This is a genomic window from Mycobacterium sp. NAZ190054, assembly GCF_001545925.1.
Taxonomy (GTDB): Bacteria; Actinomycetota; Actinomycetes; order Mycobacteriales; family Mycobacteriaceae; genus Mycobacterium.
In genome coordinates this window covers 1-14,932 of sequence record NZ_LMVQ01000050.1, presented here as the reverse complement: position 1 = coordinate 14,932, position 14,932 = coordinate 1, and the positions used below count along the sequence as shown (strand labels likewise).

15 protein-coding genes and 1 pseudogene are annotated in these 14,932 nt (G+C 68.5%); 10 read left to right on the top strand and 6 right to left on the bottom strand.

Translation table 11 applies throughout. The annotated features are described in order from the left end of the window. A pseudogene (locus ASJ79_RS05130) lies at positions 1-343 on the top strand (DUF1298 domain-containing protein); the annotation flags it as partial. Here the strand turns inward: ASJ79_RS05130 and ASJ79_RS05125 are convergent. Continuing rightward, positions 340-993: a TetR/AcrR family transcriptional regulator gene (locus tag ASJ79_RS05125; protein WP_067953660.1), complete on the bottom strand. Its 654-nt coding sequence runs from the start codon at positions 991-993 to the stop codon at positions 340-342. The pseudogene ASJ79_RS05130 and the gene ASJ79_RS05125 overlap by 4 nt on opposite strands. A gap of 66 nt (positions 994-1,059) precedes the next feature. Here ASJ79_RS05125 and ASJ79_RS05120 point away from each other — a divergent pair, with 66 nt between their 5' ends. The 3 genes from ASJ79_RS05120 to ASJ79_RS05110 all read left to right on the top strand — a co-directional run bounded on the left by ASJ79_RS05120 (position 1,060) and on the right by ASJ79_RS05110 (position 4,921). Further along, the gene (locus ASJ79_RS05120; RefSeq protein WP_067953659.1) at positions 1,060-2,499 is read left to right on the top strand and encodes a carotenoid oxygenase family protein; all 1,440 of its coding nucleotides are present in this window, start codon (positions 1,060-1,062) and stop codon (positions 2,497-2,499) included. A 46-nt stretch (positions 2,500-2,545) separates the two neighbouring features. Next, positions 2,546-3,067, top strand: a complete 522-nt coding sequence (locus tag ASJ79_RS05115; RefSeq protein ID WP_067953658.1) for a DoxX family protein — start codon at positions 2,546-2,548, stop codon at positions 3,065-3,067. 111 nt (positions 3,068-3,178) lie between these two features. Beyond that, positions 3,179-4,921, top strand: a complete 1,743-nt coding sequence (locus tag ASJ79_RS05110; RefSeq protein WP_067953657.1) for a DUF3556 domain-containing protein — start codon at positions 3,179-3,181, stop codon at positions 4,919-4,921. 11 nt (positions 4,922-4,932) lie between these two features. Here ASJ79_RS05110 and ASJ79_RS05105 read toward each other — a convergent pair whose 3' ends face one another. Further along, complete coding sequence (locus tag ASJ79_RS05105) at positions 4,933-5,724, bottom strand: FadR/GntR family transcriptional regulator (protein WP_067953656.1); 792 nt, start codon at positions 5,722-5,724, stop codon at positions 4,933-4,935. Positions 5,725-5,938: 214 nt separating this feature from the next. On the opposite strand from ASJ79_RS05105, the gene ASJ79_RS05100 reads away from it, so the two are divergent. The 3 genes from ASJ79_RS05100 to ASJ79_RS05090 are packed head-to-tail and all read left to right on the top strand — an operon-like array spanning position 5,939 to position 9,046. Beyond that, positions 5,939-7,096: a thiolase family protein gene (locus ASJ79_RS05100; RefSeq protein WP_067953655.1), complete on the top strand. Its 1,158-nt coding sequence runs from the start codon at positions 5,939-5,941 to the stop codon at positions 7,094-7,096. After that, positions 7,093-7,893 (top strand): crotonase/enoyl-CoA hydratase family protein, encoded by an 801-nt coding sequence (locus ASJ79_RS05095; protein ID WP_067953654.1) that lies wholly within the window; start codon positions 7,093-7,095, stop codon positions 7,891-7,893. Before ASJ79_RS05100 ends, ASJ79_RS05095 begins: the two co-directional genes overlap by 4 nt. A 10-nt stretch (positions 7,894-7,903) precedes the next feature. Next, positions 7,904-9,046, top strand: coding sequence for an acyl-CoA dehydrogenase family protein (locus ASJ79_RS05090; protein WP_067953653.1), 1,143 nt, complete (start codon positions 7,904-7,906; stop codon positions 9,044-9,046). A gap of 96 nt (positions 9,047-9,142) precedes the next feature. On the opposite strand, the gene ASJ79_RS05085 is transcribed toward ASJ79_RS05090, so the two are convergent. Beyond that, a complete protein-coding gene (locus ASJ79_RS05085) occupies positions 9,143-9,889 on the bottom strand; it encodes a fasciclin domain-containing protein (RefSeq protein WP_067953652.1) in 747 nt (248 codons plus the stop codon). Positions 9,890-10,024: 135 nt separating this feature from the next. After that, on the bottom strand, positions 10,025-10,969 hold the full coding sequence (locus ASJ79_RS05080) for an SDR family NAD(P)-dependent oxidoreductase (RefSeq protein WP_067953651.1): 945 nt from the start codon (positions 10,967-10,969) through the stop codon (positions 10,025-10,027). A 141-nt stretch (positions 10,970-11,110) separates the two neighbouring features. On the opposite strand from ASJ79_RS05080, the gene ASJ79_RS05075 reads away from it, so the two are divergent. Next, positions 11,111-12,256 carry an NAD(P)H-binding protein gene (locus tag ASJ79_RS05075; RefSeq protein ID WP_067953650.1) on the top strand — a complete coding sequence of 382 codons (1,146 nt, stop codon included), beginning with the start codon at positions 11,111-11,113 and terminating at the stop codon, positions 12,254-12,256. Beyond that, entirely contained in the window at positions 12,253-12,963 is a 711-nt protein-coding gene (locus tag ASJ79_RS05070) for a CPBP family intramembrane glutamic endopeptidase (protein WP_067953649.1), read from the top strand. The genes ASJ79_RS05075 and ASJ79_RS05070 overlap by 4 nt, the downstream gene beginning before the upstream one ends. 1 nt (position 12,964) lies before the next feature. On the opposite strand, the gene ASJ79_RS05065 is transcribed toward ASJ79_RS05070, so the two are convergent. Next, positions 12,965-13,243, bottom strand: a complete 279-nt coding sequence (locus ASJ79_RS05065; protein ID WP_067953662.1) for a helix-turn-helix domain-containing protein — start codon at positions 13,241-13,243, stop codon at positions 12,965-12,967. An 81-nt stretch (positions 13,244-13,324) separates the two neighbouring features. Between ASJ79_RS05065 and map the strand changes: the two genes are divergently transcribed. Continuing rightward, positions 13,325-14,095 (top strand): type I methionyl aminopeptidase, encoded by a 771-nt coding sequence (gene map, locus ASJ79_RS05060; protein ID WP_067953648.1) that lies wholly within the window; start codon positions 13,325-13,327, stop codon positions 14,093-14,095. On the opposite strand, the gene ASJ79_RS05055 is transcribed toward map, so the two are convergent. Next, a partial coding sequence (locus ASJ79_RS05055) for an MFS transporter (RefSeq protein WP_156448282.1) occupies positions 14,092-14,932 on the bottom strand: 841 nt, incomplete at its 5' end. The genes map and ASJ79_RS05055 overlap by 4 nt on opposite strands.

Here is a 14,932-nt window from a genome sequence, read left to right as displayed (position 1 = left end):
CCGGGCCGCACATCCGGCGATGCGCGCCGAGGCAGCGGCGTCCGCCGCGCTGCCCGCGCCGCTACTGCGATGGGGGACAGCGCAATTCGACCCGAACGTGCGTTCCGCGACCGTCACCGGGAACACCGTGGTCTCCAGCGTCAACCGGGGCGCCGCCGATCTGCGGTTCGGTGCCGCGACCGTCGCGCTGACCGCCGGCTTCCCCGGGCTGTCCCCGATGATGGGTCTCACGCACGGCGTGCACGGCATCGGCGACACGGTCGCGGTCAGCGTGCACGCCGCCGACTCGGCGATCGGCGACATCGACGCCTACGTCGAGCGGCTGGCGCGGGAGCTCGGTTAGCTCAGGGCGGCGATCACCGAGTCCATCGACCGGGTCGCGGCGTCGCGATCGTCGCCCATGCCGACCAGGGTGTCGATGATCAGGGGGCCGAGGATGCGGATCAGCCCGTGCCCGTCGTGGCCGAAGAAGCCGGCCATCTCCAGCATCACCGCGCCGTGGTTGATGCTCCACAACCGCCCTGCCACGGCGAGTTCGTCGTCGGTGCGGATGCGACCCGCGGCCATCATGCGGTGCACCGCGCGGTGCAGCGCGCCGAACGACGCGGCCCACTCGGTGCGGTTGGTCGCGGTGCCGGTCGCGGTGATGTCGGTGCGGAACCTGGCGATCGAGGCCGGGGCGGCCGCGCCGAACATCAGTTGGTAGCGCGCGGGATTGGCCAGCGCGAACTCGTGATAGGCCAGGCCCATCGTCAGGAAGTCGGCGACGGGGTCGTCGGTGTCGGGGATCTCGGTGAGGACCCGGGTGAAGCGGGCGAACACCTCGACCGCGATCGCGTCGAGCAGGCCGGTCATCCCACCGAAGTGGGTGTAGACCGCCATCGTCGACGTACCGGCCTCGGTGGCGACGCTGCGCGCGCTGAGCGCCGCGAGCCCGTCGCGCTCCATCAGACGAACCCCGGCCGCGACCAGCCTGTCGGACACCGTCTCCATGGTTGCCATGCTGCCATAACGGTGTTATACAAGAACCACGTATAACGCTGTTATAGGGGATCGACGATGGTCAACCAGTACCTCGAAGGCCCGTTCGCCCCGCTGGCGGACGAGTACACACTCGCCGATCTCGACGTGGTGGGCCACATCCCGGACCATCTCGACGGGCGCTATCTGCGCAACGGGCCGAACCCGGTCGCGGAGATCGACCCGGAGTTCTACCACTGGTTCACCGGCGACGGCATGGTGCACGGCATCCGCATCCGGGACGGGAAAGCCGAGTGGTACCGCAACCGGTGGGTGCGCAGTCCGGTGGTGGCCGAGGCGCTCGGCGAGGTGCCGCCCCGAGGCGACTTCGGTCTGACGCCGATCGGCGCCAACACCAATGTGATCGGGCATGCGGGCAGGACGCTGGCGCTGATCGAGGCCGGCGTCGCCCAGTACGAGTTGACCGATGAGCTGGACACCGTCGGTGTCTGCGACTTCGACGGCACGCTGGCCGGCGGGTACACCGCACACCCGAAACGCGACCCCGCGACCGGGGAACTGCACGCGGTGTCCTACAGCCTGCTCAACGGAAACACCGTGCAGTACTCGGTGATCGGCACCGACGGTCGGGCCCGGCGCACCGTCGACGTCGAGGTCACCGGCAGCCCGATGATGCACGACTTCTCGCTGACCGAACGGCACGTGGTGTTCTACGACCTGCCGGTCACCTTCGACGCCCGCCGGGCCGCCGCCGTCGGCGTGCCGCGCTGGCTGCGGCTGCCGGCGCGCCTCGTGTTGTCCGCGCTGATCGGGCGGGTGCGCATTCCCGATCCGGTCGCGGCCCGGCGACCGGGTCGCCGCTCAGCGGAGCCCGCCTTTCCGTACTCGTGGAATCCGAAGTACCCGGCGCGGGTCGGCGTGATGCCGCGCGAGGGCACCGACGCCGACGTGCGCTGGTTCGACGTCGAGCCGTGTTACGTGTTCCATCCGATGAACGCGTTCGACGACGGCGACACCGTCGTCCTCGACGTCGTCCGCCACGAGAAGATGTTCGCCACCGACCTTCTCGGCCCCAATGAGGGCGTGCCGACCCTGGACCGGTGGATCGTCGACCTCGCCGACGGCAAGGTGCGGGAATCCCGGCTCGACGACCGGGGTCAGGAGTTCCCGCGCGTCGACGAACGCGTCGTGGGCAGGCCGCACCGGTACGGTTACGCACCCACGGTCACCGGTGGCGGGTCCTGCGCCGACACCCTGCTCAAGCACGACTTCGTCGGCGCAAACTCGTCGGCGCGGTCGTTCGGGCCAGGAAAGACAGTGGGCGAGTTCGTGTTCCAGCCGTCGTCGGCCGACGCCGCCGAGGACGACGGGGTGCTGATGGGCTACGTCTACGACCGGGCCACCGACCGCAGCGAACTCGCGATCCTCGATGCCGCCACGCTGGAGGACATGGCAAGCGTCAAGCTGCCGCACCGGGTGCCGGCCGGTTTCCACGGCAACTGGGTGCCATCGGAGTAGGGCCGGGGGTGGGCAGCGACGTGACAAGTGTTCTAAGTTCTGTTGCATGACTGCCTACGACGTCGGAGTCCTGATCCTGCGTGTCGTCCTCGGCCTGACCATGGCCGCGCACGGCTACAACAAGTTCTTCGGCAAGGGCGGGCTCAAGGGCACCGCCGGCTGGTTCGACAGCATGGGGATGCGGCCGGGCATGTTCCACGCCCGGGTCGCCGCCACCACCGAGATGGCCGCCGGTATCGGGTTGGCTGTGGGGTTGCTGACGCCGGTCCCGGCCGCCGGCTTCGTCGCGCTGATGCTCGTCGCGGCATGGACCGTGCACAAGCCGAACGGCTTCTTCATCGTCAAGGAGGGCTGGGAATACAACCTGGTGCTCGCGGCCTCGGCGGTCGGTGTCGCGACCCTCGGCGCCGGCCAACTCAGCCTCGACCACCTGCTGTTCTCCGGGACCGGGTTCTACGACCTGCTGCACGGCTGGTGGGGTCTGCTGATCTCGGCGGTCCTGGGCCTGGCCGGCGGCATCGGCCAGCTGGTGATCTTCTACCGACCGCCCGCCAAGCAGAGCGCGTAGCCCACCGCGGATTCCGCGACAAGACACAAACCTGCACGATCCGGGCGCTGTACGGGCAGTTTTGTGTCTGTTCGCGCCAGGGGAACTGGAACACGTTCTAGTCTGACCGGCATGGGGTTTCTCAAGCAGGACGCGCCCGTCGTCGATTACGCGGAATGGAGCAAGGGCACCCGCGCGGAGCGGATCGTCCCGATGGCACGGCACTGGGCGGAAGTCGGCTTCGGCACACCGGTGGTGCTGCACCTCTTCTACGTCGTGAAGATCCTGCTGTACATCCTGGGCGCCTGGCTGATCGTCCTGACCACCAGCGGCATAGACGGATTCACCGACGTCGCCGCCTGGTACCACGAACCGATCGTGTACCAGAAGGTGGTCTTCTTCACGATGCTGTTCGAGGTCGTCGGCCTCGGCTGCGGCTTCGGCCCACTGAACAACCGGTTCTTCCCGCCGATGGGCTCGATCCTGTACTGGTTGCGGCCCAAGACGATCCGGCTGCCACCGTGGCCGGGTCGCGTCCCACTGACGGCCGGGGACACCCGCACCCCACTGGACGTGGTGCTCTACGCGGCGTTGCTGGTGATGCTGCTGGTCGCCCTGTTCTCCGACGGCACCGGGCCCATCCCGGAGCTCGGATCCGAGGTCGGCGTGCTACCGGTCTGGCAGACCGCGACCATCGTGGGACTGCTCGTCGTGGCCGGGCTGCGCGACAAGGTGATCTTCCTGGCCGCCCGCGGCGAGGTGTACGGCTCGCTGGCGGTGTGCTTCCTGTTCAGCGGCGCCGACATCATCATCGCGGCCAAACTGGTGTGCCTGGTGATCTGGCTGGGCGCGGCCACCTCGAAGCTCAACAAGCACTTCCCGTTCGTCATCTCGACGATGATGAGCAACAACCCGGTGATGCGGCCGCGCCGGATCAAGCGGAAGTTCTTCGAGCACTTCCCCGATGACCTGCGTCCGGGCCGCGCATCCCGGTTCCTCGCCCACTTCAGCACCGCCGTCGAAGGGCTGGTGCCGCTGGTGCTGTTCTTCTCGCACGGCGGCTGGGCGACCGCGATCGCCGCGTTCGTGATGCTGGTGTTCCACTTCGGCATCCTGTCGGCGATCCCGATGGGTGTGCCGCTGGAGTGGAACGTCTTCATGATGTTCAGCGTGCTGGCGCTGTTCGTCGGCAACGCCGGAGTGGGCCTGTCGGACCTGCAGAGCCCGTGGCCGATCCTGTTGTTCGCCGCCGTCGCGGGCACCGTCGTGATCGGAAACCTGTCCCCGCGCAAGGTGTCCTTCCTGCCCGGCATGCGCTACTACGCCGGGAACTGGGACACCTCGCTGTGGTGTGTGAAGCCGTCGGCGGCGGAGAAGATCACCAACGGCATCGTCGCGATCGCCAGCATGCCCGCCGCGCAGATGGAGAAGTTCTACGGCAGCAAGGAGACCGCCGAGATCTACCAGTACATGGGGTACGCGTTCCGGTCGTTCAACACCCACGGCCGCGCGATGTTCACCCTCGCGCACCGCGCGATGGCCGACGGGAACGAGGACGACTACGTGCTGACCGACGGCGAACGCATCTGCAGCACGGCGATCGGCTGGAACTTCGGCGACGGTCACATGCACAACGAACAGCTCATCGAGGCGCTGCAGAAGCGCTGCCACTTCGAACCCGGCGAGGTGCGCGTACTGCTGCTCGACGCACAACCGATCCACCGGCAGCGTCAGGAATACCGTCTCGTCGACGCCGCCACCGGCGAGTTCGAACGTGGCTACGTCATGGTCGCCGACATGGTGACGCGTCAGCCGTGGGACGACACCGTGCCGGTGCACGTGACGTGGCAGAAGGACGTCGCCGACGCGCCGTGAGCAGGGGCCGCTCAGCCCATCACGTCGCGTACCGGAACGCTTTCCAGCCCGGTCAGCAGCAGTTCCCTCGACTTGTCGAGATGCTTGCGCCAGTGCGACTCGGCTCCGGCAGCGTCACCGGTGCGCAGGAACTGCATCAGCCTGCGGTAGGACCGCAACAGCACGTCGTAGTCGGCCTTCGAGACCGGGCGGCGCTCGTTGAACACGAAAGCCGTGTGCCTGACCGTGATCTCGTGCAACATGCCGGCGACGATGCTCAACGTCGCGTTGCCCGACAGTTGCACCACGCGCAGATGGAACGCCCCGGTGGCCTCGGCCAGCCGGGGGGACTGGTGACCGTCGGCGACGAGTTCCTCCAGCATCTGCTCCAGCTCGTCGAAGGCCTCGGTGGAACCGGATTCGGCGAGCAGCCGCGCGGCCATCGGTTCGATGCCCGACTTCGCGGTCAGCAGGTCGGCGATCGTCGCGCCGGAGAGTTCCAGCAGCAGCCCGGCGGGCCGCGCCACCACCTCGGGGCCGGGAACGCGAACCCGCGCCCCGGTGCGCGAGCCCCGGCGCACCTCGACCAGACGCTCCGACTCCAGCACCCGGACCGCTTCACGCAACGTCGGCCGGCTGACGCCGAAATGCGCCATCAACTCGGCTTCGTTGGGCAGGAAGTCGCCGTCCTTGAGCTGTCCCTCCACCACCATCCGGCGCAACGTCCCGGCGACCAGCTCGGCGGTCTTCGGAGAGCGCACGGCGGCGCGCGAGGCGACGGCATCCGGCCCGATCATCGGGGCCAGGGGAGTGCTGCGCGTCACTGCACCTCCTAGACGTCGGTTACGCTGCTGGACAGCTGTGCAACTCAGTAAACCATGTGAATGCACGGCCTTCGGATCGTGCGCCGTCGGCGCAGGTAGAGCCGGGTTCGGATGCGCCGCCGGCGACCGCAGACCACCTACCAACCAGTAGGTTGACCTAGTAAACCTTGTTCGTTACGTTCGTGGTAAATCGACCCAATGAAGGAGTATCCCCATGGCTGAAGCCGTCATCGTCGAGGCAGTGCGCTCACCGGTCGGAAAACGCAACGGCGCCCTGTCGGGGATCCACCCGGCCGAGCTGTCGGCCCAGGTCCTCAACGGACTGGTGGAACGCGCGGGCGTGGACCCGGCGCTCGTCGACGACGTGATCTGGGGCTGCGTGATGCAGGCCGGCGAGCAGGCCCTCGACATCGCCCGCACCGCCGTGCTGTCCGCCGGCTGGCCGGAGACCGTCCCGGGTGTGACCGTGGACCGCCAGTGCGGCTCCAGCCAGCAGTCGCTGCACTTCGCGGTCGCCGGTGTGGTGGCCGGTCACTACGACGTCGTCGTCGCCGGTGGCGTCGAGTCGATGTCGCGCACCCCGATGGGCTCCTCGCTGGCCAACGGCGGAAACCCGTACGGCGAGTCGTTCAAGGCCCGCTACGACAAGACCCCGAACCAGGGCATCGGCGCCGAGATGATCGCCGAGCAGTGGGGACTGTCGCGCACCGAGCTCGACGAGTTCTCGCTGCGCTCGCACGAGAAGGCCGCCGCCGCACAGGATTCGGGTGCCTTCAAGGACCAGATCGTCGGCATCAAGACCAAGGACGCCGACGGCAACGACACCGTGGTCCTCGAAGACGGCGGCATCCGCCGCGGCGGCACCGTCGAGTCGATGGCCAACATCAAGCCCGCGTTCAAGGAGGACGGCGTGATCCACGCCGGTAACTCCAGCCAGATCTCCGACGGCTCGGCCGCACTGCTGCTGATGTCGGCCGAGAAAGCCAACGAGCTCGGCCTCAAGCCGCTGGCCAAGGTGCACACCGCGGTGCTCGCCGGCGCCGATCCGGTCATCATGCTCACCGCGCCGATCCCGGCCACCCAGAAGGCGCTGAAGAAGTCCGGCCTGAGCCTGGACCAGATCGGTGCCTTCGAGGTCAACGAGGCCTTCGCGCCGGTGCCGATGGCGTGGCTGAAGGACATCGGCGCCGACGAGAAGAAGCTCAACCCCAACGGCGGCGCCATCGCGCTGGGCCACCCGCTCGGCGGCTCCGGCGCACGCATCCTGACCACGCTGCTCTACCACATGCGGGACAACAACATTCAGTACGGCCTGCAGACAATGTGTGAGGGTGGCGGGCAGGCCAACGCGACCATCCTGGAGCTGCTGTGACCGATACTGCAGTGGCACCGGGCGCTCTCACCGAGCGTCGGGGGAACGTCCTGATCATCACGATCAACCGGCCCGAGGCGCGCAACGCCGTCAACGCCGCCGTCAGCATCGCCGTCGGCGACGCGCTGCAGGAAGCGCAGGAGGACCCGGAGATCCGGGCCGTGATCCTGACCGGCGCCGGAGACAAGTCCTTCTGCGCCGGAGCGGATCTCAAGGCCATCTCGCGCGGCGAGAACCTCTTCCACCCCGAGCACTCTGAGTGGGGTTTCGCCGGGTACGTGCGGCACTTCATCGACAAGCCGACCATCGCGGCGGTCAACGGCACCGCGTTGGGCGGCGGCACCGAACTGGCCCTGGCCAGCGATCTGGTGGTGGCCGAGGAACGCGCGAAATTCGGTCTGCCCGAGGTGAAGCGCGGTCTGATCGCCGGCGCCGGCGGGGTGTTCCGCATCGTCGAGCAGCTGCCGCGCAAGGTCGCGCTGGAGCTGATCTACACCGGTGAGCCGATCAGTTCGGCCGACGCGCTGCGCTGGGGCCTGATCAACCAGGTCGTGCCCGACGGCACCGTCGTCGACGCCGCCCTGGCTCTGGCCGAGCGGATCACCTGCAACGCGCCGCTGGCCGTGCAGGCCAGCAAGCGGGTTTCCTACGGCGCGATCGAGGGCGTGGTCGCCGCCGACGAGCCGTTCTGGAAGCAGACGTTCAGCGAGTTCTCGACTCTGCTGAAGACCGAAGACGCCATGGAAGGGCCGCTGGCCTTCGCGCAGAAGCGCGAGCCGGTCTGGAAAGCCAAGTAAGGAATCGACAATGAAGCGAACGATCTACGACGCCGAGCACGAGGCGTTCCGCGAGACGGTCAAGGAGTACATCGAGCGCGAGCTCGTGCCCAATCACGAGAAGTGGGAGGCCGAGCGCATCGTCGACCGGTCGGCCTACACCGCAGCAGGCAAGTACGGCCTCATCGGGTTCAACATGCCCGAGGAGTACGGCGGCGGCGGTTCGGACGACTTCCGGTTCAACGCGATCATCGACGAGGAGATCGCCAAGGCCGGTGTGCACGGTCCGGCGCTGAGCCTGCACAACGACGTCGTCGGGCCCTACTTCAAGGACCTGACCAACGACGAGCAGAAGAAACGGTGGCTGCCGGGCATCGCCAGCGGCGAGACGATCATCGCCGTCGCGATGACCGAGCCGGGCGCAGGCAGCGACCTGGCCGGCATCCGCACCTCGGCGGTGCGCGACGGTGACGACTGGATCATCAACGGCTCCAAGACCTTCATCTCGTCGGGCATCAACTGCGACCTGTGCGTCGTGGTCGCCCGCACCGATCCGGAAGCCGGACACAAGGGCTTCTCGCTGTTCGTGGTCGAGCGCGGCATGGAGGGTTTCAGCCGCGGCCGCAAGCTCGACAAGATGGGCCTGCACAGCCAGGACACCTCCGAGCTGCACTTCGAGAACGTGCGGGTGCCGAACGCCAACCTGCTCGGCAAGGAAGGCCGCGGCTTCTACCACCTGATGACCAACCTGCCCTCGGAGCGGCTGTCGATCGCGATCTCGGCGATCTACGGCGCGCGTGCGGTCTTCCAGGAGACCTTGCAGTACGCCAAGGACCGCAAGGCTTTCGGGCAGTCGATCGGCAGCTTCCAGCACAACCGCTTCCTGCTCGCCGAGATGGAGACCGAGCTCGAGGTCACCGAGAACTACATCGACCGCTGCCTGCAGGGCGTGGTCGACGGTGAGCTGACCGCGGTCGAGGCGGCCAAGGCGAAGTGGTGGGCCACCGAGGTGGCCAAGAAGGTCGTCGACCAGTGTGTGCAGCTGCACGGCGGTTACGGCTACATGATGGAGTACCGGGTCGCCCGTGCCTACGTCGACGGCCGGATCCAGACGATCTTCGGTGGCACCACCGAGATCATGAAGGAGATCATCGGCCGCGACCTGGGTGTCTAGTCCCGCCGAGCAGACACAAAATTGCCCCCTTTCCTGCGAAAGGGGGCAGTTTTGTGTCTGCTCGCGAGCGGGAGGTGGTGCCCCCCGCTCGCGAGGTCAGCCCATCGGCGCTTCGGCGGCCGGGGACACCGGGGACTCGGCCGGCGCCGGCGGGACACTCTCGGGAGTGGCCTCGGTGGTGGTCTCGGGCGTGGTGGTCGCCGTCTCGGTGGTGCTCGTCGGGGTCGGCGTGATCGGCGCCGGCGCCTCGGTCGGGTCGAGCACCTTGTCGACGAGGTAGATCCGCGCGTTCTGCGCCTGGATGCCACCGCACAGCACCTTGGCGGTCGCGTTCACCTGGATGTCCCCGCCGGAGCCGGTCACCTCCAGCTCGGTGCCCTCCTGGGTGGGGCGCTGCCCCTTGACGTCGTCGGGGCCGAGCAGGCCGAGGAAGGCGTGGTAGTACACCAGGGCGGTCAGCGCTGCGGGGTCGGTGCGCAGCACCTCCTGCTGCTCGGGCGGCAGCGCGGCGAACGCCTCGTTGGTCGGCGCGAACACCACGTACGGCCCGTTGTCGAGCACGCTGGTGACGTTCACGGCGGGGTTCATCTGCCCGGAGACCGCGGCGTTGAACGTCGAGATCTCGGCGATGGAGGACAGCGCGGTGCTGACGGGCAGGTTCGCCAGGCCCTTCCAGTTCGGCAGTGCCTCCTTGAACGCGCCGCACTCCGGTCCCTGCGGATCCGGGATCTCGGCCACCGGGGTGGACGGTTCGGCGTGGGCGTTGACGGACAGCGGAACCGACAGGGCGATCGCGGCGGCACTGACAGCGACGCCGATGGCCTTGCTGGTACGGGTCTTCACGTTGCGCTCCTTACAGTCGTCAAGTCGGTTGGCATGGTATGTGCACGAAATGGTGACGGCCAAGTCGGAGACGCCGGTGATCGGCCCGCCTCACCCCGGCGGCGGGGCGCTGACCTGCGGGTTCGTCCCTCGCGGTCACGGAGTCGACGCGCCGGCCGTGCACAGATGCTCCGACAGGCCCCACAGCGCCAGCGCGCGCGACTCGTCGACGGCGTACGGGGCGGCCGTGCGCACCTGACGGTCGCACAGGTAGACACCGCCGGTGCCGTCGAGTTCGTCGCTGACGGCGGCCCACACCTGGGTGGCCGCACCGAATTCCGGTGTCGTGAACTCCTTGCGGAAGTCCGTCGGCGGTTTGTCGCCGGCCCGTGCCGCACTCGCCTTGTTCAGGCTGAGGAAGTCGTCGTTGGTCATGTGCCGTGCCAGCGACGTGGCCACGATCCCGGGGTCCACCGCGTACGCGCGCACACCGCTGTCGCGCAGTCTGCGGTCCAACTCGACCGCGTGCAGCACGTTGGCGGTCTTGGACGCGCCGTACGCCGCGAACTTGTCGTAGTCCCGGCGCTCCCAGTTCGGATCCTCGAAGTCGACGTCACCCATCCGGTGGCCCGCGGAGGACAGGTTGACCACCCGCGCCCCGTCGGCGGCCACCAACGCGGGGAACAACAGGCGGGTCAGTTCGAAGTGGCCGAGATGATTTGTGCCGAACTGCATCTCGAAACCCTCGACGGTACGGCCGAACGGGGTGAACATCACACCCGCGTTGTTCATCAGCACGTGCACCGCGGGAGTCAGCTCGGCGATCTGCACCGCGGCGGCCGCGACGCTGGCCAGCGATGTCAGATCGAGGTGCACCGACGACAGGTTCGCGTCGGGCACCTCTTCGCGCACCCAGCCCTCGGTCTGCGCGAGGGCTTCGGCGTTGCGGGCCGCCAGCACCACGTGGGCGCCCGTGCTCGCCAGGGCGCGGGCGGACTCGCGGCCCAGCCCCGATGAGGCGCCCGTGATGACGCAGGTCCTGCCGGTGAGGTCGACCCCGTCGACGATGTCGAGTGCGGTCGGCGCTGACGTCGATGTCACGACCCGAGGATCCCACGTGGCCGCCGGCGCGTCGCCACCCGGCCCCGTCCGGCGGCCGCCATGCGGCACCGGAGCCCTGGTGACGGACCCGACGCCGCACGGCGTGTTCCCGATCAGCGTCCTCTGGGTACAGGGCCTACCGTGAGACCCGTGCGGACCCTGGTCACCGGCGCGACCGGCTACATCGGATCCCGACTGGTCGCCGCGTTGCTCGAAGGCGGACATCAGGTCGTCGCGGCGAGCCGAACCCCGGACCGGTTGGCCGATTTCGGCTGGTACGAGGACGTTTCGACGGTCACGCTCGACGCGCACGACGAGGTCTCCACACAGCTCGCCTTCACCGACGCCGGGCCCGTGGACGTCGTCTACTACCTGGTGCACGGCATCGGCCAGCCCGGCTTCCGCGAGGCCGACAACCGGGCGGCGGCGAATGTGGCCGCGGCGGCGAAGGCCGCGGGAGTGCGCCGCATCGTCTATCTGGGCGGTTTCGTGCCCGACGGCGACTCCCTGTCCGAGCACCTGACCAGCCGGGCCGAGGTCGCCGCGGCGCTGACCATCGACGGTGGACCGGACGTGGTGTGGCTCGGCGCCGCCATCATCATCGGCGCGGGCTCCACCTCGTTCGAGATGCTGCGGTATGTCGGCGACCGGTTTCTGATGCTGCCGATGCCGGAATGGTCGGCCAACCCGATCGACCCGATCTCGATCAGCGATGCGTTGCACTATCTCGTCGCGGCGGCCGATGACAGCGTGCCTGCGGGCGCGTATGACATTTCGGGGCCGGAGACCACCACCTACGGTGACCTGCTGCGGACCTATACCCGGGTGGCCGGGATCCGGCGTGCGCCGTTCGCGGTGTACGGCGTCGACACCTCACTGGTCTCGAAGCTGACCGGGGTGATCCTGCCCGTCCCCGGTGGACTGGCCGCCGAACTCGTTGAGTCGCTTGATTTTCCGATGACCGCCTCGGCGAGGAGCCTCCGCGGTTTGGTGCCGGATCCCCCCGACGGTCCGGTCGGTGTCGAGGAGGCGATCCGGCATGCTGTCGCCAGCCCACCGCCGCGGCCCGTCGACGAGCTCGCCGACCCACACCACCTCGCCGACACCGACCCAGACTGGGCGGGCGGTGACACCCTGCGGCTGCGCCGACTGGCCGGTGCGGTGACGCCTCCGGTCGTGCGACCGATTCTCGGCCTGCTCTGCTTCGTCCCCGGCCCGGTCGCGGCCGCGGTGCGGACCGGCCTCGACACCATGCTGGGATTGGTGCCCAAGGTGATTCCAGCATGAGCACCGACGTGGGCTGGGCGGGTGAGCTGCGCAAGATCGCGCGCACGGAAGCTCCGCCCTACAACGAGCCGCCGTCGGTGATCGGCAGGCGCAAACTGGTGGTCGGTGCCGTGCTGCTCGTCGGCGCCGCACTGCTGGGTTACTCGCTGAGCCGGCCGCCGGGGGACGAGACGTTCGTCTGGCTCACGCTTGCGCTGGCCGGCGTGTGGGCGATCGGCGCTTTCGCGTCGGGGCCGCTGCACATGGGCTACGTGTGCTTCCGTGGGCGCAATCAGCGGCCGGTGATCACCGGAATCTCGGTCGGGCTGCTGCTCGGCGCGGTCTTCGTGCTCGGCGGTCTGGTGGTCCGCGAGATCCCCGGGATCAACGACTACGTCCGGCAGGTGCTGGAGTACTCGAACGCCGGACCGCTGTACCTGATCGTCTTCATCACGGTGATCAACGGGCTGGCCGAGGAGATGTTCTTCCGCGGCGCGCTGTACACGGCGCTGCTCAAATATCACCCGGTGGTCGTCTCGACGGTGCTGTACGTGATCGCGACGGCGGCCACCACCGGCAACCCGATGCTCGGCTTCGCGGCGATCATCCTGGGTACCGTGTGCGCGCTGCTGCGCCGCGCCACCGGGGGCGTGCTCGCGCCCATGCTGACCCACTTCTTCTGGGGCCTGGTGATGGTGCTGGCACTTCCGCCGATGTTCGGCGTGTAGCTCAGATCGCCACCCGCTGGTCGCCATCCTGCACATCGGCGCCGCGCCACACGTCGACCGCTCGTTGCAGCGGCAACCCGAGCGCCTCGCAGAGTCCCACCACCGTGCCGAAACTGGGGCTGGGCATCCTGCCGACCTCGATCTTGCGCAGCGTCTCCGGTGAGATGCCCGCGTCCTGGGCGACGGCCTCGGGGGAGCGGCCCGCCCGTGCGGCCCTGATCAACGCCCCGAGGCGCTGACCGGCTCGGATCTGTTCGGGGCTCAGCGGCACACGCACCATGTCACACAGCATAGCGGTATAGAAATACCGATGCTGGTACGGTGTCGGTATAAAAATACCGACGAGACCGGAGCCGCTTCCATGATCGAACTCAAGACCGCCAGGGAAATCGACAAGATGGCGGTCACCGGCGAATTCGTCGCCCGCACGCTCCAGACGCTGAGCCGTGACGCCGAACCCGGGGTGAACCTGATGCAGCTCGAGCGCCGCGCCAGGGCGCTGGTCGACGACCGCGGAGCGACGTCGTGCTACTGGGACTACGCGCCGTCATTCGGTCGCGGTCCGTTCCGCAACGTCATCTGCCTGTCGGTCAACGATGCTGTGCTGCACGGGCTTCCGCGCGACTACGTGCTGCGCGACGGTGACGTGCTCACCATGGACTTCGCGGTGTCGATCGACGGGTGGGTGGCCGACGCCGCGGTCACGGTGATCGTCGGCGACGGCGCCGACGCGGCGGATGCCGCGCTGGTCGAATCCACCCGGCGCGCGCTGAGCGCGGGTATCGCGGCCGCGGTCCCGGGCGGGCACCTGGGCGACATCTCGGCGGCGATCGGTGAGGTCGCGGCCGCCGAAGGCTACGCCGTCAACACCGACTTCGGCGGCCACGGCCTGGGCCGGACCATGCACGAGGATCCGCACGTATCCAACGTCGGCAAGCGCGGGCGCGGCCTGAAACTGCGTCCAGGATTGGCGCTGGCGCTGGAACCGTGGTGGGCGCGCGGCACGCACCGCCTCGCCGTGGACGACGACGGCTGGACCCTCCGGTCGGCGGACGGTTCCAACACCGCGCACACCGAGCACACCATCGCCATCACCGACGACGGTCCGCGCATCCTGACCGCGGTGTGCTAACTCAGCGGGTGTGCCAGTTCGTCCCTGCGCATCCGGGCAGCGGTCATCGCCACGGCCGCCAGCAACACCGGAAGCAGTCCGGCGGCCAGGAAGATGGCCTCCATCGCAACGACTTTCGACAGCGGGCCGACGATCGCGAACGACAGCGGCATGAACGCCATCGACACGAAGAAGTCCAGGCTCGACACCCGGCCCAGCATCGTGGCGGGCACCCGGCGCTGCAGCAACGTGCCCCAGATGACCATGCCCGCACCGTCGGTGACCCCGACGATGAACGTCGCCGCCGCCATCAGCGGGAACGACGACGTCACACCGACGATCACCAGCGGGACCGTGCCCAGGCCCCACATCGTCATCATGACGGTCAGGTACCGCCGCGGCAGCCGCCGCGACGAAACACCCAGTGCGCCCAGCGCACTGCCCATCCCGAAGAACGCCAGGATGAAGCCGTAGGTCTGCGCGCCGTGGGTGAACCTGTCGGCGACGACGAACGGCAGCAGGACCTCGATCGGCCCGATGATCACGAGCACGAACAAGCTCGCGAAGAGCAGTGTCCACAGCAGCCACGGGGTGCGCAGCACGAACAGCCAGCCCTCACGTAGGTCCCGCAGCAGGTTCGGGCGCGGAACCGGTTGCGCGCCAGGCTCTTCGGTGGCCGGTGGGCGGGTCAGCAGGAGCAACGCCAGGCCGACGGCGAACAGACCTGCGCCGTGGGTGAACCTGTCGGCGACGACGAACAGGATGCGTACTCCGATCGGTCCGTAGCGGGTCAGGTTCCGCACCAGCCAACGCTGTGCACGGTCGGCTCGCTTGCTGCGACGCGTCGACAAGGCCAGG